Source organism: Micromonospora sp. NPDC048887 (genome assembly GCF_040649715.1).
Taxonomy (GTDB): Bacteria; Actinomycetota; Actinomycetes; order Mycobacteriales; family Micromonosporaceae; genus Micromonospora.
Window position 1 is genome coordinate 61,903 of record NZ_JBEZGA010000005.1, and the last position, 22,392, is coordinate 84,294.

At 72.4% G+C, this 22,392-nt stretch carries 22 protein-coding genes, 1 pseudogene and 1 riboswitch; of the genes and pseudogenes, 7 read left to right on the forward strand and 16 right to left on the reverse strand.

Translation table 11 applies throughout. The features are described 5' to 3' along the window. Positions 1-12 precede the first annotated feature (12 nt). The 5 genes from paaE to paaA are packed head-to-tail and all read right to left on the reverse strand — an operon-like array spanning position 13 to position 3,697. A complete protein-coding gene (gene paaE / locus AB0C17_RS10030; RefSeq protein WP_357386892.1) occupies positions 13-1,125 on the reverse strand; it encodes a 1,2-phenylacetyl-CoA epoxidase subunit PaaE in 1,113 nt (370 codons plus the stop codon). Continuing rightward, a complete protein-coding gene (paaD, locus tag AB0C17_RS10035; RefSeq protein ID WP_357477965.1) occupies positions 1,122-1,598 on the reverse strand; it encodes a 1,2-phenylacetyl-CoA epoxidase subunit PaaD in 477 nt (158 codons plus the stop codon). The genes paaE and paaD overlap by 4 nt, the downstream gene beginning before the upstream one ends. 31 nt (positions 1,599-1,629) lie before the next feature. Further along, positions 1,630-2,349, reverse strand: coding sequence for a 1,2-phenylacetyl-CoA epoxidase subunit PaaC (paaC, locus tag AB0C17_RS10040; protein ID WP_357477969.1), 720 nt, complete (start codon positions 2,347-2,349; stop codon positions 1,630-1,632). Then, positions 2,346-2,633, reverse strand: coding sequence for a 1,2-phenylacetyl-CoA epoxidase subunit PaaB (gene paaB / locus AB0C17_RS10045; protein ID WP_357477971.1), 288 nt, complete (start codon positions 2,631-2,633; stop codon positions 2,346-2,348). The genes paaC and paaB overlap by 4 nt, the downstream gene beginning before the upstream one ends. Further along, the gene (gene paaA, locus AB0C17_RS10050; RefSeq protein ID WP_357477974.1) at positions 2,630-3,697 is read right to left on the reverse strand and encodes a 1,2-phenylacetyl-CoA epoxidase subunit PaaA; all 1,068 of its coding nucleotides are present in this window, start codon (positions 3,695-3,697) and stop codon (positions 2,630-2,632) included. The genes paaB and paaA overlap by 4 nt, the downstream gene beginning before the upstream one ends. A gap of 358 nt (positions 3,698-4,055) precedes the next feature. On the opposite strand from paaA, the gene AB0C17_RS10055 reads away from it, so the two are divergent. Then, positions 4,056-5,030 carry a hypothetical protein gene (locus AB0C17_RS10055; RefSeq protein ID WP_357386884.1) on the forward strand — a complete coding sequence of 325 codons (975 nt, stop codon included), beginning with the start codon at positions 4,056-4,058 and terminating at the stop codon, positions 5,028-5,030. Further along, positions 5,030-5,968 carry a hypothetical protein gene (locus AB0C17_RS10060; RefSeq protein WP_357386882.1) on the forward strand — a complete coding sequence of 313 codons (939 nt, stop codon included), beginning with the start codon at positions 5,030-5,032 and terminating at the stop codon, positions 5,966-5,968. Before AB0C17_RS10055 ends, AB0C17_RS10060 begins: the two co-directional genes overlap by 1 nt. 6 nt (positions 5,969-5,974) lie before the next feature. Here the strand turns inward: AB0C17_RS10060 and AB0C17_RS10065 are convergent, their stop codons facing one another. The 3 genes from AB0C17_RS10065 to AB0C17_RS10075 all read right to left on the reverse strand — a co-directional run bounded on the left by AB0C17_RS10065 (position 5,975) and on the right by AB0C17_RS10075 (position 8,881). Further along, a complete protein-coding gene (locus AB0C17_RS10065) occupies positions 5,975-6,826 on the reverse strand; it encodes a menaquinone biosynthesis protein (protein ID WP_357477977.1) in 852 nt (283 codons plus the stop codon). Between the two features lie 137 nt (positions 6,827-6,963). Beyond that, positions 6,964-8,259 (reverse strand): MFS transporter, encoded by a 1,296-nt coding sequence (locus tag AB0C17_RS10070; RefSeq protein WP_357477979.1) that lies wholly within the window; start codon positions 8,257-8,259, stop codon positions 6,964-6,966. Positions 8,260-8,299: 40 nt separating this feature from the next. Next, complete coding sequence (locus tag AB0C17_RS10075) at positions 8,300-8,881, reverse strand: winged helix-turn-helix domain-containing protein (protein WP_357386878.1); 582 nt, start codon at positions 8,879-8,881, stop codon at positions 8,300-8,302. Between the two features lie 254 nt (positions 8,882-9,135). On the opposite strand from AB0C17_RS10075, the gene AB0C17_RS10080 reads away from it, so the two are divergent. After that, on the forward strand, positions 9,136-11,181 hold the full coding sequence (locus AB0C17_RS10080; RefSeq protein ID WP_357477981.1) for an AAA family ATPase: 2,046 nt from the start codon (positions 9,136-9,138) through the stop codon (positions 11,179-11,181). 5 nt (positions 11,182-11,186) lie between these two features. Here AB0C17_RS10080 and AB0C17_RS10085 read toward each other — a convergent pair whose 3' ends face one another. From AB0C17_RS10085 to AB0C17_RS10100, 4 genes are read right to left on the reverse strand one after another with little or no spacing between them, the layout of a single operon-like run. Then, on the reverse strand, positions 11,187-11,786 hold the full coding sequence (locus AB0C17_RS10085; protein WP_357386875.1) for a hypothetical protein: 600 nt from the start codon (positions 11,784-11,786) through the stop codon (positions 11,187-11,189). Positions 11,787-11,790: 4 nt separating this feature from the next. Beyond that, the gene (locus tag AB0C17_RS10090) at positions 11,791-12,144 is read right to left on the reverse strand and encodes a YbaB/EbfC family nucleoid-associated protein (protein WP_357477984.1); all 354 of its coding nucleotides are present in this window, start codon (positions 12,142-12,144) and stop codon (positions 11,791-11,793) included. A 9-nt stretch (positions 12,145-12,153) separates the two neighbouring features. Continuing rightward, on the reverse strand, positions 12,154-13,080 hold the full coding sequence (locus AB0C17_RS10095) for a WXG100 family type VII secretion target (protein WP_357386871.1): 927 nt from the start codon (positions 13,078-13,080) through the stop codon (positions 12,154-12,156). 11 nt (positions 13,081-13,091) lie between these two features. Continuing rightward, positions 13,092-13,412: a type VII secretion target gene (locus AB0C17_RS10100; RefSeq protein ID WP_357386869.1), complete on the reverse strand. Its 321-nt coding sequence runs from the start codon at positions 13,410-13,412 to the stop codon at positions 13,092-13,094. Positions 13,413-13,562: 150 nt separating this feature from the next. Between AB0C17_RS10100 and AB0C17_RS10105 the strand changes: the two genes are divergently transcribed. The 3 genes from AB0C17_RS10105 to AB0C17_RS10115 all read left to right on the forward strand — a co-directional run bounded on the left by AB0C17_RS10105 (position 13,563) and on the right by AB0C17_RS10115 (position 16,050). Continuing rightward, a complete protein-coding gene (locus AB0C17_RS10105) occupies positions 13,563-14,450 on the forward strand; it encodes an ABC transporter ATP-binding protein (protein WP_357386867.1) in 888 nt (295 codons plus the stop codon). A gap of 9 nt (positions 14,451-14,459) precedes the next feature. After that, positions 14,460-15,197 (forward strand): ABC transporter permease, encoded by a 738-nt coding sequence (locus AB0C17_RS10110; protein ID WP_357477987.1) that lies wholly within the window; start codon positions 14,460-14,462, stop codon positions 15,195-15,197. 94 nt (positions 15,198-15,291) lie between these two features. Further along, positions 15,292-16,050, forward strand: a complete 759-nt coding sequence (locus tag AB0C17_RS10115) for a VOC family protein (RefSeq protein WP_357477991.1) — start codon at positions 15,292-15,294, stop codon at positions 16,048-16,050. 233 nt (positions 16,051-16,283) lie between these two features. On the opposite strand, the gene AB0C17_RS10120 is transcribed toward AB0C17_RS10115, so the two are convergent. From AB0C17_RS10120 to AB0C17_RS10135, 4 genes and pseudogenes are all read right to left on the reverse strand, one after another. Then, positions 16,284-17,063, reverse strand: coding sequence for an ABC transporter ATP-binding protein (locus AB0C17_RS10120; protein ID WP_357386861.1), 780 nt, complete (start codon positions 17,061-17,063; stop codon positions 16,284-16,286). Continuing rightward, entirely contained in the window at positions 17,060-18,157 is a 1,098-nt protein-coding gene (locus AB0C17_RS10125; protein ID WP_357386947.1) for an iron ABC transporter permease, read from the reverse strand. Before AB0C17_RS10125 ends, AB0C17_RS10120 begins: the two co-directional genes overlap by 4 nt. A gap of 74 nt (positions 18,158-18,231) precedes the next feature. After that, entirely contained in the window at positions 18,232-19,164 is a 933-nt protein-coding gene (locus AB0C17_RS10130) for an ABC transporter substrate-binding protein (protein ID WP_357474239.1), read from the reverse strand. A 107-nt stretch (positions 19,165-19,271) separates the two neighbouring features. Next, a riboswitch (cobalamin riboswitch) is annotated at positions 19,272-19,365 on the reverse strand. A 121-nt stretch (positions 19,366-19,486) separates the two neighbouring features. Continuing rightward, a pseudogene (locus AB0C17_RS10135) lies at positions 19,487-20,800 on the reverse strand (M14 family metallopeptidase); the annotation flags it as partial. Between the two features lie 205 nt (positions 20,801-21,005). On the opposite strand from AB0C17_RS10135, the gene AB0C17_RS10140 reads away from it, so the two are divergent. Next, positions 21,006-22,346, forward strand: a complete 1,341-nt coding sequence (locus AB0C17_RS10140) for a C39 family peptidase (RefSeq protein ID WP_357474236.1) — start codon at positions 21,006-21,008, stop codon at positions 22,344-22,346. Positions 22,347-22,392: the final 46 nt, after the last annotated feature.

Here is a 22,392-nt window from a genome sequence, read left to right on the forward strand (position 1 = left end):
CCGGCGGCGCCGCTACGCGTCGTAGTCGACGGTCAGCTCGTCGGTGACCGGGCTGGACTGGCAGGTCAGCACGTAACCGGCGGCCACCTCGTCCGGCTCCAGCGCGTAGTTGCGCGCCATCGTCACCTCACCCGCCGTCACCTTCGCCCGGCAGGTCGAGCAGACGCCGCCCTTGCAGGCGTACGGCAACTCGCCGCGCACCCGCAGCGCCGCGTCGAGCACCCGCTCGTCCCGGCCCATCGTGAAACTCGACGAGCGGCCGTCCAGCACGATCGTCACGTCGGTGCCGGACCCGGGCCGGTCGGCCTCGCGGCGGACCGGCTCCGGCGGCGCGTCGACGTGGAACAGCTCGGTGCGCACCGCCGCGTCCGGCACGCCGCGGCCCGCCAGCACCGCCTTGGCGTCCACCACCATGCCGTACGGGCCGCAGAGGAACCACTCCTCGATCTCGTCGCCGGGGACGAGAGTGTCGAGCAGCCGGGTCAGCCGGTCGGCGTCGATCCGCCCCGACAGCAACGCCGACTCGCCCATCTCCCGGGACAGCACGTGCACCAGGTGCAGCCGGGTCGGATAGCGGTCCTTCAGGTCGGCCAGTTCCTCGGCGAACATCACCGAGTTCGCCGTGCGGTTGCCGTACACCAGCGTGAACGTGCTGCGCGGCTCGGTCGCCAGCGCGGTCGCGGCCAGCCCGAGCACCGGGGTGATGCCGGAACCGGCGACCACCGCGCCGTACCGGCGGGCCCGGTCCGGGGTGAACGCGGAGGTGAAGTGCCCCAGCGGCGGCAGCACCTCGACGGTGTCGCCGCCCCGCAGCGCGCCGCAGGCGAAGGCGGAGAACGCCCCGCCCGGGACCTCACGCACCCCGATCCGCACCCGGCCGTGCCGGGCCAGCTCGTCCGGGGTGGAGCAGATCGAGTACGACCGCCGCACCTCCCCGCCGTCGCCCTCGGCCGGGCGGCGGACGGTGAGGTGCTGCCCGGCGGAGAACGCGAACGTCTCGCGCAGCTCCTCGGGCACGGCGAACGTGATCGACACCGAGTCGTCGGTGAGCCGGTCCACGGCGGCCACGGGCAACGGGTGGAAGACCGGCCGGCGGCGCACCGGCCGGGTGATGGTGACAGTCACAGCGCCTTCAGGTGGTCGAAGGGTTCGGAACAGGAACGGCAACGCCACAGCGCCTTGCACGCGGTGGAGCCGAAGCGGCTGATCTGGCTGGTCTCCGGCGACCCGCAGCGCGGGCAGCGTACGGCCAGCGTCAACGGCACCACCGTGTCGTCGCCGCGCGGCGCGGGCGGGGCGATGCCGGCGGCGGCCAGCTTGGCCCGGCCGGTGTCGGAGATCCAGTCGGTGCTCCACGCCGGGTGATAGACGGTACGGACCTCGGCGTCCGGGTGCCCGGCGGCGGCCAGCGCCCGGCGGATGTCCGCCCGGATCACGTCCATGGCCGGGCAGCCGGTGTAGGTGGGGGTGATGGTGACGACGACCCGGCCGGTGTCCGGCTCCTCGTCGACCGCGCGCAGGATGCCCAGCTCGTCGATGGTGATGACCCGGATCTCCGGGTCCACCACCGCCGCCGCGGCCGCCCTCGCCTCACTCACCAGTGCCACTCCGGGCTCCGCTTCCCCGCACTCACCAGTCGGCTCCGGGGTGGGCGCGGTGCAGCACCTGCATCTCGGCGAGCAGGTAGGAGAGGTGTTCGGTGTGCAGGCCGTCCCGGCCGCCACCCGGCGTCCAGCCCGTCTCCGGGCGGGTGAGCGTGGCCTCGTCCAGCACCACCGTCACCGTGGCGTCGAAGTCGGCCCGGAGGCCGGCCGGGTCGACCGGCGCCGCCGGGGACGGGTCGAACAGCTCGTGGACGTACGGCCACACCTGGTCGACCGCGTCCTGCATGCGCCGGTGCGACTCCTCGGTGCCGTCGCCGAGCCGCTTCACCCACAGCGCGGCGTGGTCCAGGTGGTACGCCGACTCCTTGCGCGCCTTCGCCCCGACCGCCGCCAGCCGCTCATCCGCGCAGCCGGCCAGCGCCGTGTAGAGCGGCACCTGGTACGCGGCCAGGAAGAACAGTTTCGCCATGGTCACGCCGAAGTCGCCGTTCGGCAGCTCGACCAGCAGGCAGTTGCGGAACTCGCGGTCGTCGCGCAGGTAGGCCAGGGCGTCCTCGTCCCGGCCGGCGCCCTCCAGCTCGCCCGCGTACGTGAGCAGCAGCCGCGCCGCGCCGAGCTGGTCGAGGGCGATGTTCGCCAGCGCGATGTCCTCCTCCATCTCGGGAGCGCGGGAGGTCCACTCACCGAGGCGCTGCGCGGCGATGAGCGCGTCGTCGCCGATGGCGAGCGTGAAGTCGAAACTCATAGGTGGGCAGCCCCTTCGGGGACCTCGTAGAACGTCGGGTGGCGGTAGACCTTGTCGGCGGCCGGGTCGAAGAAGGCGTCCTTCTCGTCGGGGCTGGACGCGGTGATCGCGCTCGCCGGCACCACCCAGATGGAGACGCCCTCCTGGCGGCGGGTGTAGAGGTCCCGCGCGTTGCGCAGGGCCAGCTCGGCGTCGGGGGCGTGCAGGCTGCCGACGTGGGTGTGCGACAGGCCACGGCGGGCCCGCACGAACACCTCCCACAGGGGAGATGACTCACTGCTCATGCCGCGACCGATTCCTTTCGCTCCACCCGCTTCGCGGCGTACGCCGCGGCGGCCTCCCGTACCCACGCGCCGTCGGCGTGCGCCTTGCGCCGGTGCGCCATCCGCTCCCTGTTGCACGGCCCGTCGCCCTTGATCACCCGCATCAGCTCGTCGTAGTCGGGCTGGGTGTAGTCGTACGCCTGCCGCTCGTCGTTCCAGCGCAGGTCCGGGTCGGGGAGGGTGAGGCCGAGCACCTCCGCCTGACCGACGCACATGTCGACGAAGCGCTGACGCAGCTCGTCGTTGGAGAAGCGCTTGATCTTCCAGGCCATGGACTGGGCGCTGTGCGTCGAGTCGCCGTCGGGCGGGCCGAACATGGCCAGTGACGGGTACCACCAGCGGTCGACCGCGTCCTGGGCCATCGCCTTCTGCGCCGGGGTGCCGTGCGCCAGCGTGTGCAGGATCTCGTAGCCCTGCCGCTGGTGGAACGACTCCTCCTTGCAGACCCGGATCATCGCGCGGGCGTACGGGCCGTAGGAGCAGCGGCACAGCGGCACCTGGTTGACGATCGCCGCGCCGTCCACCAGCCAGCCGATCGCGCCCACGTCGGCCCAGGTCAGCGTCGGGTAGTTGAAGATCGAGCTGTACTTCTGCCGCCCGTCGAGCAGCAGCTCCACCAGCTCGTCGCGGCTGATCCCGAGCGTCTCGGCGGCGGCGTAGAGGTAGAGGCCGTGCCCGGCCTCGTCCTGCACCTTCGCGAGCAGGATCGCCTTGCGCTTGAGCGACGGCGCGCGGCTGATCCAGTTGCCCTCCGGCTGCATGCCGATGATCTCGGAGTGGGCGTGCTGGGCGATCTGCCGGATCAGCGTCCTGCGGTACGCCTCGGGCATCCAGTCGCGGGGCTCGATCTTCTGATCCGCGCTGATCACGTCGGCGAAGTACGCCTCGACATCCTCGTCGGGCACCGCGCCGCCGCGCCGGGACCGCGCCGCCGCCTCGCGCAGCGCCGCCTCCGCGGCCTCCACCTCGCCGAGCAGGCCGCCGCCCGGAGCGTCCTCCGGCGGGGCGAAGTCGTTGCCATACATGCAGCCAGTGTTACAGCTCGGCACGAACCACACCAGGGGGTGTAACAGGTTTCGGCGATCGTCTCGCGCAACCGGGCACATGCGCCCCCTCATCGGCCCAGGTCGCTGTGATGTCGATCACTCAGCTCCGGTTAAACCTCCCAAGAGAGGCAAAGTGGCTCAATATCCCGCCGACCCGGCAAAGTCATGGGTGTCGAGACCTGTCATCAGGACTGTCCGGAAGTAGACTTCCCCCCGGCAAACCGTTCGGCTTCATGATCGTCACCGTTCAGGCCATCGTCCCCCGGCCTGTCGGCGACCGGGCCGGACCCATGCGAAGCGCCGGTCCCCCCGGCCAGACATCTGGAGCTCACCACTCATGCGACCTCGCGTGACCATGGCGGTCGCCATCGTGGCGATCCTCATCGGTGGCGTCATGCTGGTGCCGGCCGCGTACGCGAAGTTCTCCGCCGGCGCGGGGGGCATCGGCGGCGGCGAGCAGGTCCCGGTGCCCGCCCCGACGGCGCCGGCTGCGCCGACGCTGCGCGACGCGCCGGTGTCGGTGAACTTCAAGGGCGAATTCTTCTCCTGGGCCCTGATGGATCGCGAGACCGGCAGGGTCACCGGCGCGCAGAACATGAACCAGACCAGCTCCACCGAGTCGATGCTCAAGGCCTGGATCGTCGCGGACTACCTTCGCCAGCTGGGCGACAAGCAGCCGAGCGCCGGGCTCAAGAAGGCGGCGATCCTGGCGATCCGGGACAGCGACGACGACGGCGCGAACGCCGTCTACCGGGCGGCGGGCGGCTCCTACAAGCCGCAGCCGGGCGGCCGGCCCGACCCGGTCATCGCCCGCGCTATCCGGATCTGCGGTCTGACCGACACCCGGCCCGGTACCGTGCCCGACTACAAGGGCTGGTGGAGCTTCACCGAGATGTCCCCCCGGGACGCGGCCCGCCTCGGTGACTGCATCGCCGACGGCCGCGCCGCCGGCCCCAAGTGGACCGAGTGGCTGCTCAGCGAGATGACAAAGGTGGCCGGTAGCGTCACCAAGCAGGCCACGCGATCCGGCGGCGGCCGGTGGGGCATCATCGACGGCCTGCCCGCGACGATCAAGGCGCAGGGTCCGGTGCACATGAAGAACGGCTGGACGCAGCTCGCCTACGACGGCAACTGGCACGTCAGCTGCCTTTCGTTCACCGACAAGTGGAGTCTCGCCGTGATGATGCGGTACCCGGGAAGCGCCGGCCTGCCGTACGGTGCGAAGATGTGCGCCGCCGTCGCCACCCAGCTCGTGACGCCGCAGCCCGGCGCGGCGCTCAAGGTGCCGCAGCAGCCGGTCGGGAAGCTCTGATGGCCGGTGCCCGGCGTCGGCCCGGCAGCTATCGGCGCCCGCTCGCGTTCAGCGCCCTGGCGGTAGCCCTCGTCGGCCTGCTCGGCCTCTCCCTGCGGGTGATCCCCGGCTCACCGCTGGAGGCGACCGCGAACTCGCGTCCGGAGCCGGCCGGCGAGCGGTCCGCCCAGCGGACCGTGGACCGCGGCGCGAAACCGCGGGTGGCCCCCTCGCGATCCCTGGAACCGCTGCCGTTCGAGGCGAAGAACCTGGACAGCCTCAAGATCAAGGGCTGGTACGGCTGGTCCGTGCTGGACAAGCGCACCGGAAAGATCATCGGCTCGGCGAACATGGGCCAGACGAGCACCACCGCGTCCCTGATCAAGTCCTGGGTGGTGGCCGACTACCTGCGCCTGAGCGCGGAGGACGGCAAGACGCCGAGCGACGCGAAGCTGGCCGACGCCACGAAGATCATCCGGGACAGCGACAACACCCGGGCCCAGGAGTTCTACCGGAGCGTCGGCGGCACCGACTCGATCGAGCGGCTCATCTCGATCTGCAAGCTGACCGACAGCGAGGTCGCCTCCGACGGCGGCTGGAGCCAGACGCTGCTGTCGCCCCGGGACGCCGCGCGCCTCGGCCTCTGCATCGACGACGGCCGGGCCGCCGGGCCGAAGTGGACCAAGTGGCTGCTGAACGAGATGCGCCAGGTACGCGCCCCCGGTGACTTCGGCATCCGCAAGGCGTTCCCGGCGGCCGAGCAGAAGAAGATCGCCATCAAGAACGGGTGGATCGACCGGCAGGACGAAGAGGAGTACCACGTCAACTGCCTGGCCATCGGCGACACCTGGACGATGGGCGTGATGCTCCGCACCCCGTTCGGCGTCGAGGGCGGCTGGGACTACGGCATGGACGCCTGCGAACGGATCACCAAGGCGCTGCTGCGCCCGGCCACCTGAGCAAGCTCAGCCCTGGAAGAACTCCGGACCGTCGGCCGGCAGCGCCGGCACCTCCCCGTACGCGGCCGCCCGGCGGGCGAACTCGCGCAGCCCGGCCACCTGCCGCTCGCCGAGCGAGAAGTCGAGCGCGCGGAAGTACGTGGCGAGCGTCGCCGCGTCGAACGTCTCCCAGCGGGCCGCCGCCTCCGCCACCTGGTCCAGTTCGGCCAGGCACAGGTCACGGGAGCGCAGGAACGCCTCGTGCACCTCCTTGACCAGTCCCGGGTGGGCGGCGGCGAACTCGCGGCGTACCGCCCAGACGGCGAACACCATCGGCAGGCCGGTCCAGTCGTGCCACGCCTGCCCCAGGTCGGTCACCTCGAGACCCTTGGCCGGCGCCTCGTAGAGCGCGCGCAGCGCCACGTCGCCGATGAGCACTCCGGCGTCGGCCTCCAGCAGCATCTGGGTCAGGTCCGGCGGGCAGCGGAAGTACTCCGGGCGTACCCCGTGCCGCTCGGCGAGCAGCAGCTGGGCCAGCAGCACCCCGGTACGCGAGGTGGAGCCGAGCGCCACCCGGGCGCCGTCCAGCTCACCCAACGGGCGGGTGGACACGACGTTCACCGAGAGCACCGGCCCGTCGCTGCCGACCGCCAGGTCGGGCAGGAGCAGCAGGTCGTCGGCGTGCTTGAGGAACTCCACCAGCGTGATCGGGCCGATGTCCAGGTCACCGGCGACCAGGGCGGCGCTCAGCCGGTCCGGCGAGTCCTTGTGCAGGTCGACGTCGATGAGCGCGCCGGATCGCATCAGCCCCCAGTAGATCGGGAGGCAGTTGAGAAACTGGATGTGCCCCACCCGGGGGCGGGCGATGCGGTCGGCCATGCCCCGACCGTATCGCCGTGGCTTGCGTCGCGCCGCCGGGGGAGCCGATGGAGTGGTGAACTCCGCACCCGTAATGAAAGGAAGGGCCCCCTGTTAACGCCTGCGGTAGAGGAAGGGCCCCTTGTTAACAGCGGCGGTCACGCGGGCTCCGCCGCGGCGGGTGCGGCGCGGGCGGCGCGGGCGGCGGGTGCGGCGCGGGCGGCGCGGGCGGCGGGTGCGGCGTGGGCGGCGGCGCGCTCGGCGCGTACCGCGCGGCGGACCGGCCAGGCCAGCGCCACCACCACCAGCAGGCCGGCCACGCCACACCCGGCGACGAGCGTGCGCGGGCCGGCCACCTCCAGCAGCAGGCCACCGACCAGGTAGCCACCCATCGCGGCGCCCTGGGCGGCCGCACCGAAGGTGGCGAAGGCCCGGCCCCGGGCCGCCTCCGGCACCCGCCGTGCCAGCAACAGGTTGTTGAAGACGTTGTCGCCGCCGTTTGCCACGCCGCCCAGCAGCCAGATGGGCACGAGCAGCCACGCCGAGGGCACCGCCGCCGAGACCAGCACCGCCACGCCGCATCCGCCGAGCAGCACCAGCCCGGCCCCGAGCAGCGCGCCATCGTCGGCGAGCCGGCGGGCGACGCGGGCGAACAGCCACGCGCCGAGCACGATGCCGAGCGTCCACGAGCCGGTGACCAGGCCGTACACGGTGGCGCTGCTGCCGAGCGTCTCCCGGATGAAGAAGACCTCGATGACGTTCACCGCCCCGACCGCGCCGACCACGGCGGCCAGGCTGCCGACCATCACCGTCAGCAGCGGGTCGCGCCGCAGCCGCCACCGGGGTGCGGCCACGGCGGCGGTTCCGGCCGCCGCCCTGCGGCCTCCCCTGTGGGTACGGACGAACAGCCCGGCCGCCACCAGCGAGAGATAGCTGAGGGCGCCGAGAAGCAGTGGCACCCGGGTGCCGAACTGGCCGACGAGCAGCCCGGCCAGCGCCGGCCCGGCGAGTGCGCCCAGCGTGCCGGCGGTCTGGTTCAGCGCGCCCGCCCGGGGCAGGTCCTCGGGCAGCACCATGACCGGCACCAGCGCGGAGATCACCGGTTGGGTGACCGCGAGACCGGTGGCCAGCAGCGCCACGAGTGCGATCACCAGCACCGGATCCGTGGCGTACGCGAGCGCCACGCATGTCGCACCCTGGCCGGCCCCGGCGGCGATCAGCAGCACCCGGCTGTCCACCCGGTCGGCGAGGCGGCCGGTCAGCGGGGCGAGCGCCACGAGCGGCAGTGTCGCGGCGAGCAACAGCCCGGAGACCGCGAGCCCACCGGCCCCGGCGGACTGGAGCGCGAGCGTGAGGGCGCTGGTGACCAGGAAGTTCCCACAACTGGAGACGCCGCGCGCGGTCGCCGCGAGCCAGACGTCCGGCCAGCGCGACTCGTCAGTTGTGAAGGACATACTTCGAAAGTAATCCTTCACAACTGACGCGCGCAACCCCTCAATCGAGCGGCATCGCCCGGTACTGCGTCGCCACCGGCCGCGCTCCGGCCGGTGGATCGGCCCGGGTCCGCCGCCGGTACGGCTCCAGCAGCGCCTGGATCGCGTGATTCAACTCGGTCAACTCCTCGGCGGTCAGGAGCAGCATGCTGTCGCTGAACCAGGTCGCCGCGTACCACTCCGGCGGCTCGTCCGGCGCGCGGCGCAACCAGTCCCGGACCCGCTGGGCGTCGCGGACCATGTGCGCCTCCACCAGCGCCGCCTCGGCGGCACGCGCCTCCGGGTCGGCGCCCGGCCCCACCTCGACGCGGTACGACGGATTCACCGCCTGCCAGACCCGCTCCCGGGCGTCACCCCGGCCGGGAGCCTGCTGGACCAGCCCGAACTTCGCCAGCTCGCGCAGGTGGTAACTGGTCGCACTCGGCGACAGCCCGGCGATCTCGGCGCACTCGGTGGCCGTCGCACCGCCCTCCAGCGTCCCGAGGTGTTCCATGATCGCCATGCGGGCCGGGTGAGCGAGCGCCCGCATCACCTGCGGGTCACTGATCGTCACCCGACTCCTGCCGGGAAGCGCCTCCGTCATGCCTCAATGATCCCGGGTCCGCCGACGCCGCCACCAGCCAGATCTTGGTACGGGGGCGCCCTCATGAGGGCGGTTCCGTACCAACATCGGTGCCTGCTTCGGAAATTCGGTGGCGTCGGCGTTCGGGGCCGGTAGAGTCGAGGGCCGCCCGACGGCCGCGGTGAGCATGCACCGCAGCGGACGTCCCCGCGCCGGGAGCAGGCCAACCGCCCCGGACACGCGAGCGAGCCTCAGTTGAGCCATCGGAGTTCATCGTGCCCGCAACCGACCTTGACGCCACACCGAGCCTCGACGCCGAACTGGCCGCCGAGCGTGCCCACCTCGACGCCTCCCGCGCCGCGCTGACCCGGATGCGGGAACGCGCCGAGGCGCTCTTCGCCACCGGCGACAAGGTGGCCGGTGACTCGTACACCGCCGAGCAGCTCGGCCGGCACATGGCCCGGCGGGTCAAGGAGCTGGCCGACGACCCGAGCACCCCGCTGTTCTTCGGCCGCCTGGACTTCGGCGGCGACGACCCGGACCACGCCGGGCGGGACTACCACGTCGGGCGGCGGCACGTCACCGACGAGCTGGGCGAGCCGCTGGTGCTGGACTGGCGGGCACCGGTCTCCCGGTCGTTCTACCGGGCAAGCGCACGCGATCCGCAGGGCGTCGCCGTACGCCGCCGGTTCGGGTTCAGCGCCGGGACGCTGACCAGCTTCGAGGACGAGCACCTGGCCCGGGGCGAGGAACTCGGCACCGCCAGCCGCATCCTCACCGCCGAGATCGAGCGCCCGCGCGTCGGCCCGATGCGCGACATCGTCGCCACCATCCAGCCGGAGCAGGACGAACTGGTCCGGGCCGACCTGGCCGACTCGATCTGCGTACAGGGTGCCCCGGGCACCGGAAAGACGGCGGTCGGGCTGCACCGCGCCGCGTACCTGCTCTATCTGCACCGGGAACGGCTGCGCCGCTCGGGTGTGCTGATCGTCGGGCCGAACCGGGCGTTCCTGTCGTACATCGCGGCGGTGCTCCCCGCCCTCGGGGAGGTCGAGGTCGAGCAGGCCACTGTGGAGGACCTGGTCGCTCAGTTGCCGGTCCGCGCGGTGGACGACCCGGCCGCCGCCGCGCTCAAGCACGACGTCCGGATGGCCGAGGTGCTGCGCCGGGCCGTCGAGGCCCACATCGGTACGCCGACCGAGCCGATCATGGTGTCGGACGGCTCGTACCGGTGGCGGATCGGGCTCGACCCGCTGCACCGGCTGGTCACCGAGACGCGCCGGGAGGGCCTGCCCTACGCGACCGGCCGGGAGCGGGTCCGGGCGCGGGTGGTGGGGCTGCTGCAACGCCAGGCCGAGGCCCGCCGGGCGGAGTCACCGAGCGACGCCTGGCTGCGCCGGATGAGCCGGATCAAGCCGGTCACCGACCTGGTCGACGCGGTCTGGCCGGCGCTCACCCCGGACGGGCTGCTGCACCGGCTGCGTACCGACGCCGGCGCGCTCGCCGCCGCTGCCGACGGCCTGCTCACCCCCGAGGAGCAGGAGCTGTTCCGGTCCGGCACCGTCGGCCGCACCGCGAAGGCGACCCGGTGGACCGCCGCCGACGCGGTGCTCATCGACGAGATCGCCGGGCTGCTGGAACGGCCCGCCGGCTTCGGGCACGTGGTGGTCGACGAGGCGCAGGACCTCTCCCCGATGCAGTGCCGGGCCATCGCCCGGCGCAGCGAGCACGGCTCGATCACGCTGCTCGGCGACCTGGCCCAGGGCACCGCGCCCTGGGCGGCCACCGACTGGCGGGAGTCGCTGGCCCACCTGGGCAAGCCGGACGCGGCGGTGGTGCCACTGAGCGTCGGCTTCCGGGTGCCGGCCGCCGTGGTGGCGTTCGCGAACCGGCTGCTGCCGGCGCTCGCCGTCGACGTACCCCCGGCCCGGTCGCTGCGCAACGACGGCGCGCTCGATGTGCGTACCGCCGAGGACCTGACGGCGGCGACGGTGGCCGAGGTGCGGGCGGCGCTCGCCCACGACGGCTCGGTCGGTGTGATCGCCGCCGACGACGCTGTCGACCGGCTCCGCGCGGCGCTCGCCGACGCGGGCGTCGAGACCGCTACCGCCGACGACGTCGAGGCCGCGGCGCGCGTCACCGTGGTCCCGGCGACGCTGGTCAAGGGCCTGGAGTACGACCACGTGGTGGTCGTCGAGCCGGCCGCGATCGTGGCCGCCGAGCCGCGTGGGCTGCACCGCCTCTACGTGGTGCTGACCCGGGCGGTGTCCCGCCTGGCCGTGCTGCACCGCGAGCCGCTGCCCGCGCCGCTGACCGCCTGACGCGGTCAGACGGCCAGCGCGGCGGCTACCTCGCGCAGCGGGCGGCCGGACTCGGCGATCGGCACTGTGAACGACAGCCAGGAGCCGTCGGTGAAGTCGATCCGCAGCCGCTTCGGGTTGAGCCGGTGCCACCCCACCCGCGCGGAGGCGATCTCCGCACGCGCGGCCGACCAGGCCACCGCGGTCTCGGCCAACGCGCGTTCCTCGGCCTCGCGCCCGGCGAGCAGCTTGACGCCGCCGGTGCGGCAGACCACCAGCCGCCGGTCGGTGACCGCGAGCAGCGTCTCCCGGACCTGGAGGTCGGGCCGGGCCGGGCGGAGCGCGCGGTGCAGCCGGGAGGCGGCCGAGCCGGGTGCGCCGCGCCCGGCGATCCCCCAGCCGATCGCGTCGACCAGGCGGTCGCCGCGATCCCAGGTGGCAAGGGGCAGCAGCACGTTGAGCAGCACCGAGCCGGCAGTCCGCCGGCTCGGCTCGGCGGTGGGCTCCGGCTCGGGCGGCGGAGCCGGGGCGAGCCCCTGGCCGACGTCGGCCTTGGCGTGGGCCAGGACGCGCTCGCCCGGCTCGACGAGCAGGCCGATCCGGTCGCGGTATCTGGTCTCGTCCATCGGCTCAGTATCGGTCGTGGCCGTAGCCGTCGTCGGCGGGGCGCTCCGCGCCCGGCGCGTTGCCCATCACCTCGCCGACGATCTCGCGGACCCGGGCGGCGGCGGCCTCCTGCGCCCGGTTCGCCGCCGAGGTGACCTCCTCGGCCAGCGTGTACGAGTCGAGGCGCATGGCCCGCGCGTTGATGTCGGTGGAGAGGATCTTGCCGTCGGCGGCGGCCACGACGGTGACCAGGCCGGAGTCGCTCACGCCCTCGGCGCTGCTCTGCTCCAGCTCGGCCATCCGCGCGCCGAGTTCACGCTGCCACCCGTCCAGGTTGCGGGCGAGCGCCTCGATCCGGTCCAGGGCCGGGAACGTCATTGCTGCCTCTCAGTTCACGATCGAGTCGAACACGTTCTGCACGCCCTTGGTGTACGGGCCGAGATCGTCGCGGTACGTGCCGTCCACCAGGTAGTTGCGGTCCTTGCGCCCGTCGGAGACGTCGTGCAGGCCCATGCCGGTGTCGAGCAGGGCACCGCCCATGCCGGGGATGTTCACCGGGGACGCCTGGTTGATGACGAACTTGCCCGGGAAGAGGACGGCGGCGCGTTCGACCTTGAAGGCGAGCGCCGCCTTCGTGTAGCCGGACTTGTTGAACGCGCTGTACGCCTTCTTGGCCCGGCGCAGCTCCATCACCACCTTGGCGTAGTGCTCGATCAGGTTGGCGACCTTCTGGAGCTTGGTGGCGAGCTTCGTGAGGATCTCCGCGAACCGCGCCACGATCTTCACCATGCGGCCGACCGTGGTGGCGAGTCTCGCCAGCACGCGTACCACTGTGGCGGCCAGGCTCACCCCGGCGCTCAGCACCGCCGCCACCGCCGCGATGATGACCTCGGTCAGGAACCAGAGCAGGAACTCCAGGATCAGTTCGACCAGCAGGTTGAACGCGTCCACCGCCGCGTTCGCGGAGTCGACCAGCACCTCCTTGGTGCCGTCCAGCCCCGCTGCGAGGTCGTCCATCGCCGCCTCGATGGACTGCATCGAGGCGTGGAACTTCTCCGCCGCGTCGCCGTTCCAGGCGCCGCGCAGCCGGGCCCGGTCCGCCACCTGGTCACCGGCGATCTGCCGGACCGCCTCGCCGGTGGTCATCGCGAGCTGGGCCGCCCGCATCAGGTCGTCCGGCTCACCGGCGACCAGTTCCAGGAGCTGCTCGAACGGCCAGAGCACCGCGTTCGACAGCGGCTTGAACGGGTCGGGCGTGCCCGACACGATCTGCTCGAAGTAGGTCTTGTTGCGCTGGAGCGCCTCGGTGCTCATCGCCCCACCCCTCAGCCGCCGGCGGTGAACATGGTGTCGTTCGCCGCGTCCGTGTCGTCGTAGGCGGCGGCCGTCTCCATCAGGCCCGAGGCGATGGTCAGCATGGTCTCGGCGCCGTCGGCCAGCCCTTGCAGGCACGCCTCGAACTGCTGCTCGTACGCGGCGGCGAGGCTGAACGACGCGGGCATCACGCCGAAGGAGTGCCGGGCCACGTGGCCGTCGCGGAACATCCGCTCCAACTCGCGGAACCGGGAGGACCGGTCCCGGGAGGCGAGCGCGAACGTCCTCAGCGCCTCCGGCTGGACGTCGAGATTCCTGCTCGGACTGGTCACGGACCCTCCCCAGTGTCCGGTCGGAACTTCCACCGTCGTCGACGGCGTCACCAGACTAGGGGATGCGCGCAGCCGGGTACGGGGACACCGCGACTGGCGCGGGCACGGTAGACAGGGGATGCACAGCCCCTCCGCCCGAGGAGACCACCGATGATCCTGGCCCGCGCCGAACAGGTCAGCCGCCGCTACGGCGAGGTGCTGGCGCTGGACCGGGTCGACCTGACCGTCCGGGCCGGGGAGCTGGTCGGCCTGCTCGGGCCGAACGGCGCCGGCAAGAGCACACTGATCAACCTGCTGGTCGGGCTGCGCCGCCCCACCGCCGGCCGGGTCGAGCTGTGCGGCGGCGATCCGCGCGACCCGGCGAGCCGGCGGCAGCTCGGCGTCACGCCGCAGGAGACCGGCCTGCCGGGCACACTGCGGGTCGGCGAGGTGGTCGACTTCGTCTCGGCGCACTTCCCCGACCCGGTGCCGCGGGGCGAGCTGCTCGACCGGTTCGGCCTCGCCGACCAGGCACGCCGGCAGACCGGCGGTCTCTCCGGTGGGCAGCGTCGCCGGCTCGCGGTGGCGCTGGCGTTCGTCGGCCGTCCCCGGCTGGTGGTGCTCGACGAGCCGACCACCGGCCTCGACGTGGAGGCGCGGCACGCGCTCTGGGACGCGATCCGCGGCTTCCACGCCGACGGCGGCACCGTGCTGCTGAGCAGCCACTACCTGGAGGAGGTGGAGGCGCTCGCGCAGCGGGTGGTGGTGATCGGCCACGGGCGGGTGCTGGCCGACGACTCGGTGGCGGCCATCCGCGGGATCGTCGGCGTACGCCGGGTCAGCCTGGTCGCCGACGACCTGCCGGCGCTGCCGGGCGTGGTCACCACCGAACGTGCCGACGGGCGGGTGCACCTGCTCACCACCGACGCCGACCAGCTCGTCCGCGACCTGGTCACCTCCGGGGTGCCGTTCCACGATCTGGAGGTCCGGCCCACCTCGCTGGAGGAGGCGTTCCTCGCCATCACGGCCGACGACCGGCCCGCGCCCACCCCCGCCTAGGAGACCGCCGTGCCGCTCGCCCTGGTCCACGCCCGCTACCACCTGTTGGAGATCATCCGGGTGCCGGTGGCGGTGGTGGGCAGCGCGTTCTTCCCCGCCGCCTCGATGCTCTTCTTCGTGGTGCCGTTCGCCGGCGACGACCCGGCCGGCGCCACCTACGCCACCGCCGCCATGGTGACGTTCGCGGTGATGACCGCCAACATCTTCCAGTACGGCGTAGGCGTCTCCGAGGACCGCGACCAGCCCTGGAACCCGTACACCCGGACGCTGCCGACGGGACCGGCTCCGCGGCTGGCCGGGCGGATCCTGGCCGGGGTGGTCCTGACCTACGTGTCGATGATCCCGGTGGTGGTGATCGCGGCGGTCGCCACCGAGGCGCGGGTGAGCGCGGTGCAGTTCCTCCTCGGCCTTGGCGCCGTGGCCGTGGTCTCGGTGCCGTTCACGCTGCTCGGCCTGACGATCGGCTACTCGCTGCCGAGCAAGGCCGCGATCGTGGTGGCACAGGTGATCTTCTTCCCGCTCGCGTTCGGCGGTGGGCTCCTCTCCGGGCCGGACGACGCGCCCGGCTTCATCAAGGCGATCGCCCCCTACCTGCCCACCCGGGGCGCCGTGGAACTGATCTGGGCGGCGGTCACCGACTTCCGGCCGGACACCCGGGCGCTGGTGATGCTCGTGGTCTGGGTGCTGGTGCTCGCCGCGCTCGCCGGCTGGGCGTACCGGCGGGACGAGGGACGCCGCTTCAGCTGACCTTTTGTCCGGTTCCGGCCCGGTGGCCGACCCGGCGGTGCCACGATGCCGACAGGGCGGGCGAGCGGAGCCGCCCCCGGCGAGAGGGGTCACCGTGAACGGCGTCGAGCCCGGCACGCCCTGCTGGACCGACCTGGCCACGCCCGGTCTGGACGACGCCCGACGGTTCTACCCCGAGCTGTTCGGCTGGACCGGGCAGGTCTCCCCCGAGCCGGAAGCCGACGGCTACACCGTCTTCCGCAAGGACGGCAAGGCGGTCGCCGGGGCCGGGCCGCCCGCCACGCCGGACCAGGTGCCGGTCTGGTCGATGTACGTGGCGACCGACGACGCCGACCTGGTCGCGACCCGGGTGGAGGCGGCCGGCGGGCAGGTGGTCGTCTCGCCGTTCGACGTCGCCCAGCAGGGCCGGATGGCAGTGCTCGCCGACCCGGCCGGCGCGGCGTTCAGCGTCTGGCAGCCGATGGCGATGCGCGGAGCCGAGCTCTACAACGCGCCGGGTGCGATGTGCTGGAACGAGCTGGTCACCCCCGACCCGGAGGGCGCGAAGGAGTTCTACGCGCTGGTCTTCGGCTGGCATCCGGAGGAACGACCGGCCGGCCCGGACGCGTACACCGGCTGGCGCTGCGGCGCCCGGATCGTCGCCGGGATGCTGCCCCGGGCCGAGCCGCTGCCGGCGGACCTGCCCGCGTACTGGGCTGTGTACTTCGCCGTGGAGGACACCGACGCGACCGCCGCCCGGGCCGCCGAACTGGGCGGCACCATCCTGGTCCCGCCCCGCGACAACCCGGCCGGACGCGGCGCCGCCCTACGCGACCCGTCCGGCGCCCTCTTCTCCATCTCCACCCTCCGCTGACCCACACCCCCCACCCCCACCCGCCGTCGTCTTGCAGTTGCGGCCCTCCCGACGGGGCATACACCCCTTTTGCCGGGACTAAAAGTGCAAGATCGCCGGGGTGAGGCGAGGACCGTCGAGATCTTGGTACGAATCGGCCCTGCCGGGGGCCATTCCGTACCAAGATCTATCTGCCATCCCGGGAAACGGGACACCGATCCAGGATGCGAGACGGCGACCGCCGAGGGAGGGGGTCAGGTTGGGCGGACGGGGACCACGAGGGGGCCGTGGTCGCCGGGGATCACTCGGATGTGGGCACGGTAGTGGCGGGCCAGCAGCTCCTCGGTGAGCACCTCCTCCGGCGGCCCGGCGGCGGCCACCCGGCCGTCGGCGAGCAGCACCAGGCGGTCGGCGTACTCGCCGGCGATGGAGAGGTCGTGCATGGTGGCGAGCACCGTCAGGCCGTGCTCGCGGCGGAGCTGGTCGACCAGTTCCAGCACCTCCTGCTGGTGCCCGATGTCCAGCGCGCTGGTCGGCTCGTCGAGCAGCAGCAGGGTGGCCCCCTGGGCCAGCGCCCGGGCCAGGAAGACGCGCTGCCGCTCGCCACCGGAGAGCGTCGCCAGCTCACGGTGGGCGAACGGGCCCAGGTCGAGCCGGTCCAGCACCTCGTGCACGGCGGCCAGGTCGGCGGCGGACTCGCGGCCCAGCGGCGGGATGTACGGGGTACGCCCGAGCAGCGCGTAGTCGAACACCGACATGCCGATCGGCACGACAGGCGACTGCGTCACGGTGGCCACGACACGGGCGCGGTCGCGGCGGCGGAGCGCGCCGATCGGCGTACCGAAGAGTGCCACCTCGCCCGGGCCGGTGAGCAGGCCGCCGACGACGCGCAACAGGGTCGACTTGCCGGCGCCGTTGGGTCCGATCACGGTGACCCACTCGCCCGCCGTGACGGTGAGGTCGACGCCGGCCAGGACCGGGCTGCCGCCCAGGTCGACGCGCAGGTCGTGGACGCGTACGGCGGGGGCGTTCACATCGCCACCCGGCGGGCGGTCCGCAGGACCAGCACGAAGAACGGGCCGCCGAGAAGCGCGGTGACCACGCCGATCGGGATCTCGGCGGGCGCGGCGGCGGTCCGGGCGACCACGTCGGTCAGGGCCAGGAACGCGCCGCCGAACAGCATCGACAGCGGCAGGATCACCCGGTGGCTGGAACCGGCGAGCAGCCGCATGGTGTGCGGCACGATGATGCCGACGAAGCCGATCAGGCCGGACGCGGAAACGGCGGCGGCGGTGCCGAGCGACGCGGCGGCGATCAGCAGGTAGCGGGAGCGCTGCGGGTGCAGGCCGAGACCGGCGGCCTCGTCGTCGCCGACGGAGAGCACGTCCAGCTCGCGGCGGTGCAGCAGCACCACCACGGAGGTGAGCACGAAGTACGGCAGGACCAGCCACACGTCGTGCCAGCCGGCGGTGGCCAGCCGCCCGAGCAGCCAGGAGTAGACCTGCTGGATGTTGTCGGAGTGCTGTTGCAGCAGGTACGTCTGCCCGGCGGCGAAGAACGCGGACACCGCCACGCCGGCCAGGATCAGCGTGGCGGGTGACCGGTCCCGTCCCCCGGCCGCGCCGAGCAGGTACGTCAGCATCACCGCGCCGAGCGACCCGACGAACGCGGCGAGCGGGATGGTGATCGGCAGCCCGGTCAGCGCACCGCCCGCGCCGGCGCCGAGGACGATGGCCGCGGTGACCGCGAAGCCGGCGCCGGCCGCCACGCCGAGCAGGTACGGGTCGGCCAGCGGGTTACGGAAGACTCCCTGGTAGCAGCCGCCGGCCAGGGCCAGGAGCGCGCCGACGAGCAGGCCGAGCACGACCCGGGGCAGCCGCAACTCGGTGATGATCGCGACTTCCCGCTCGGTGAGCCCGCTGTCCAGGTGCACACCGGGCAGCAGGTTGAGCAGTTCGGCCGCGACGCTGCCGGGCGGCAGGCTGACCGGGCCGAGGGAGACGCCCGCCACGAGCGCGACGAGCACCGCCACGACACCGGCGAACAGCCAGCGTTTGCGCAGCCCGGCGGGGCGGATCGGGGCAGCGGCAGTGCCGCGCGCCGCACGCCGCCCGGGGCGGGGCAGCAGCCGGGCACCCGGCCGGGGCGCGTCGGGCGTCCCGGCCGGGCTCGGGGCGGAGTCCGCCTGTCGTAGGGCCACGGTCAGGCCGGGACCTTGGCGGTGGCGTCCACGATCACCTTGAGCAGGTCGACCACGCGCGGGCCCCAGCGCGAGGCGATGTCGTCGTCCAGCTCGACGATCTGGTTGTTCTTCACGGCGGTGATGCCGGACCAGCCGCTGCGCGCCTTCACCGTGTCGGCGCTCTGCTTGCAGCACTTCGTGTCGGAGAGGAAGACGAAGTCGGGGTTCGCCTTGACGATGACCTCCTGGGAGAGCTGCGGGTAACCGCCGTTCTTCCCGTCGGCGTCGGACGCGTCGGCGATGTTCTCCAGCCCGGCGAGCGCGTAGATGGTGCCGATGAAGGTCTTGCTGGTCGCGCTGTACAGCTCCGGGCCCAGCTCGTGGTAGTAGGTCAGCTTCTCCGTACGCTTCGGCAGGTCCTTGGTCAGCGCGGTGATGTCGTCCTTCATCTTCCGCACCACGGCGTCCGCCTCGGCGCGGTGACCGGTGAGCGTGCCCAGGTCGGTGAGCTGGCGGTACGTGTCGTCGAGCGTGGTCGCGGCGGGAACCTGGAGGACCGGGATCCTCAGCGCGACGAGCTGGTCGGCGATCTTGTTGAGGTTGTCGGAGATGACCACCAGGTCGGGGTTGCGGGAGGCGACCGCCTCGGCGTTCGGCTGGTAGCCGGACAGGTCGGTGCGGGGCGCCTCGGGCGGGTAGTTCGACTGGTCGTCGACGGCGGTGACCTGCTTGCCGGCGCCGATGGCGAACAGCATCTCGGTGGAGGTCGGCGCGAGGGAGACGATCTTCTCGGGCCGCTTGTCCAGCGTCAGCTTGCCGACGGTGGCCGGGAACGCGCCGCCGGAGCCGCCGGCGGCGGGGGTGTCGTTAGAGGTCTTCTCGGCACAGCCGCCGAGGAGCAGCACGCCGGCCGCGAGCGCGGCGGCGAAGAGCCGGGGGGTACGTCGGGACATGGAACCTCCTGTCGGTCGAGGAGTGTGGTGCTTCGCCGACAGGAGGAAAGGCCCGCCCGCGAGGCGCCCTTCCTCGAGAGCGCGTGTCGCGACCGGGCCGCAGGCGACCTGGCTCGTCCCACGTCCGTCGGCGCCGGCGGAAGGCCGGCGCCGCGCGTACGGGGCATCACAGTTGCGGGACAGCGCCGGTTTCACACCGGCTTCGCTGTGGCACGGTCGGTGCCACCGTAGCGCACGACCAGCGGAGATCGTCGGGACGGGAGGGGGTGAGCGGGAACCCCGGCGGGGGTGGAACCGGGGTTCCCGCCCGGTGGTGAGGTCAGCAGTACTGGCTCTGCTTGCCGATCGCCCGGTACGGGCAGTCCGCGTACTCGGACAGCAGCAGCACGGCTTCCCGGTTGCGTGAGGTCTGCGCCGGGATCACCTCGTCCGGCGGGTAGAAGCCGCCGCCGGAGGCCGAGCCGGGGTACATCTCGAAGGTGTACGCCCAGATCTTGTGGGCACCCCACATCCAGTCGATGCTGGTGCCGTCGGCGATGTAGAGGTCGCTCGACTGTTCCGGGGTGTAGTTGTTCGTCGCCGCCATCTGCCGCCCGATGGTGGCGAAGGTGTTGTACTGGTCGGTGTTCATGCCGGTGGCGGTGTTGTTGTACGTGTAGCCGTACGGCCAGAGCACCAGCTGCGAGTAGGTGTGGAAGTCGATGTTGGCCTTGATCTGCTGCACCCCGCCGACGACCCGGCTGTTGACGAAGTTGCGCAGCGCCGCGGTCTCCGGTGCGGAGAAGGCGGAGGGGCCCCGGTAGGTGTCCGACGACTTCGTGCTGGACGAGCCGCCGCAGCAGCCCCACTGGTAGCCCCAGTTGCGGTTCAGGTCCGTGCCGACGGCAGTCGACCCGCTGTTGGGCTGCCGGTTCTTGCGCCAGGACCGGTAGGAGCCGGTGGCGATGTCGTACTCGCTGCCGTCCGGGTTGACGGTGGGGACGATCCAGATCTCCCGGGAGTTGACGATGCTGGTGATCCGGGAGTCGCTGCCGTAGTTGTCGGTGAAGAGGTTGAGCAGGTAGATCGCCATCTCGACGGTCAGGTGCTCGCGGGCGTGCTGCTGGGCGTTGAACAGGATCTCCGGCTCGGCCTCGTCGGTGGCGACGTTGTCGGAGATCTTCACCGCCATCAGGTCCCGGCCCTGGTACGACGTGCCGATGCTCAGCTTCCGGGCGATCGTCGGGTGGTCGGCGACCACCTTGTTCACCACGGCGGTCAGCTCGGCGTAGTCGTGGTAGTTCGAGTCGGCGGGCGGGAACGCGTTGGCGGTCATGCCCCCGTCGGCGGGTGCCGGCGCGACGTCCTTCTCGAGCCGGAATCCGAGCCGGGTGATCGCGTTGGCCTCGGCCTTGGTCGCCGTGACGTGCAGCACGCCGTGCTCGGAGTAGTCGATCGCGGCCCCGGTGGAGGCGACGGCGGTGCGGTCGGCAGCGGTGCGTGGGCCGAGCACCCGGTAGGCGACGCTGGTCGGCTCACCGGAGCCTTCCGGCGCGGGGCGGGCGACAGCGGGGGCTGCGGCCGCGGCGACGATGGTCAGGCCGACGGCGGCGGCGAGCGCCAGCCGGCGGCGGAGCGGAGAGGCGCGGAAGGCCATTGACAACCTCCTGGGGGTACGGGAGATCCCGTTGTCCGCACACTCCACCAGGAGACACATGGTCATATCAATATTCGTCTCTATCTTTACCCATCCCGACCTGATCCTCACTTCGGCAATGATTTTCTATGCCTGAACATCTGGCGAAACTTCCCGCCAAGCGCGACAGTGAACGGCAACGATGCCGTCTCCCTGTGGAGCTGCCATGTTCGGAAGACCCATGCGCGCGGCCGCCCTCGCCGGGCTCACCGCGCTCACCCTCCTCGGCACCAGCGCACCGGTCCAGGCACAAGCCCCGCGGCCGGGCGTCACGCACGACGAACAGATCACTTTTCAGGAGTTCTCCCGCTTCCCCGACTGGCGTAGCGGCACCCACCAGGGCACCCGCGCCGTACCGGGCCGCCACCCGGCGCTGACCATCGACCGCCCGGCGGGGACCACCGAGTTCACCGACGAGCACACCGGCGCCACCCGCACCTGGGAGTACGCCACCTGGACCTCGCCCGAGCGGCGGATCGGCTTCGACGCCAGCGAGATGGTCGCGTCGTGGAACGCCGCCACCCCGGCCGGCACCTGGATCCAGGTCGAGCTGCACGGCACGTACAACACCGGGGCACAGACCCCGTGGTACGTCATGGGCCGCTGGGCCTCCGGCGACCAGGACATCAAGCGCTCCACGCTGGACGGGCAGGGCGACCCGTGGTCGAGCATCTGGACCGACACGTTCTCGATCGACGACGCCGACGCCGGGGTGCTGCTGCGCTCGTACCAGTTGCGGCTGACCCTCTACCGCGCGCCCGGCCAGGCCGCCGCGCCGCAGGTCCGGATGCTCGGCGCGATGGCGTCGAACGTGCCGGACCGGTTCACCGTCACCCCGAGCCGGGGCGGCATCGCCTGGGGCACCGAGCTGGCCGTGCCGCGCTACTCGCAGAACATCCACATCGGCGAGTACCCGGAGTACGACGGCGGCGGTGAGGCGTGGTGCTCCCCCACCTCGACCGAGATGGTGGTCGAGTACTGGGGCCGCAAGCCCTCGGCCGAGGACACCTCCTGGGTCGACCCCTCCTACGCCGACCCGACAGTCGACCACGCCGCCCGGATGACCTACGACTACGAGTACTCCGGCGCCGGCAACTGGCCGTTCAACACCGCGTACGCGGCGAGCTTCCCCGGCCTGGAGGCGCGGGTCACCCGGCTGCACTCGCTGGACGAGGCGGAACGCTTCATCAAGGCGGGCATCCCGGTGGTGACCTCGCAGTCGTTCCTCGCCAGCGAGCTGGACGGGGCCAACTACGGCACCTCCGGGCACCTGTTCGTGATCGTCGGTTTCACCGCCGAGGGCGACGTGATCGTCAACGACCCGGCGTCCTCGTCGAACGACGCGGTCCGCAACGTCTACAAGCGGGAGCAGTTCGAGCAGATCTGGCTGCGCACCAAGCGCTACCGGGCCAACGGCACAGTGGCCTCCGGCTCCGGCGGCATCGCGTACCTGATCAAGCCGGCCGACCGGCCGTGGCCGGTCGTCTCGGGCTCGACCAACTGGTGAACCGCTCGACCGGCTCGACCGGCTCGACCGGCTGGTGAACGGCGAA

Coding starts and splice junctions, on each gene's coding strand:
- paaC (WP_357477969.1), bottom strand. CDS start 2,349: ATGAGTTTCGACTTCACGCTCGCCATCGGCGACGACGCGCTCATCGCC.
- paaB (WP_357477971.1), bottom strand. CDS start 2,633: ATGAGCAGTGAGTCATCTCCCCTGTGGGAGGTGTTCGTGCGGGCCCGC.
- paaA (WP_357477974.1), bottom strand. CDS start 3,697: ATGTATGGCAACGACTTCGCCCCGCCGGAGGACGCTCCGGGCGGCGGC.
- AB0C17_RS10055 (WP_357386884.1), top strand. CDS start 4,056: ATGCGACCTCGCGTGACCATGGCGGTCGCCATCGTGGCGATCCTCATC.
- AB0C17_RS10060 (WP_357386882.1), top strand. CDS start 5,030: ATGGCCGGTGCCCGGCGTCGGCCCGGCAGCTATCGGCGCCCGCTCGCG.
- AB0C17_RS10065 (WP_357477977.1), bottom strand. CDS start 6,826: ATGGCCGACCGCATCGCCCGCCCCCGGGTGGGGCACATCCAGTTTCTC.
- AB0C17_RS10070 (WP_357477979.1), bottom strand. CDS start 8,259: ATGTCCTTCACAACTGACGAGTCGCGCTGGCCGGACGTCTGGCTCGCG.
- AB0C17_RS10075 (WP_357386878.1), bottom strand. CDS start 8,881: ATGACGGAGGCGCTTCCCGGCAGGAGTCGGGTGACGATCAGTGACCCG.
- AB0C17_RS10085 (WP_357386875.1), bottom strand. CDS start 11,786: ATGGACGAGACCAGATACCGCGACCGGATCGGCCTGCTCGTCGAGCCG.
- AB0C17_RS10090 (WP_357477984.1), bottom strand. CDS start 12,144: ATGACGTTCCCGGCCCTGGACCGGATCGAGGCGCTCGCCCGCAACCTG.
- AB0C17_RS10095 (WP_357386871.1), bottom strand. CDS start 13,080: ATGAGCACCGAGGCGCTCCAGCGCAACAAGACCTACTTCGAGCAGATC.
- AB0C17_RS10105 (WP_357386867.1), top strand. CDS start 13,563: ATGATCCTGGCCCGCGCCGAACAGGTCAGCCGCCGCTACGGCGAGGTG.
- AB0C17_RS10130 (WP_357474239.1), bottom strand. CDS start 19,164: ATGTCCCGACGTACCCCCCGGCTCTTCGCCGCCGCGCTCGCGGCCGGC.
- AB0C17_RS10140 (WP_357474236.1), top strand. CDS start 21,006: ATGTTCGGAAGACCCATGCGCGCGGCCGCCCTCGCCGGGCTCACCGCG.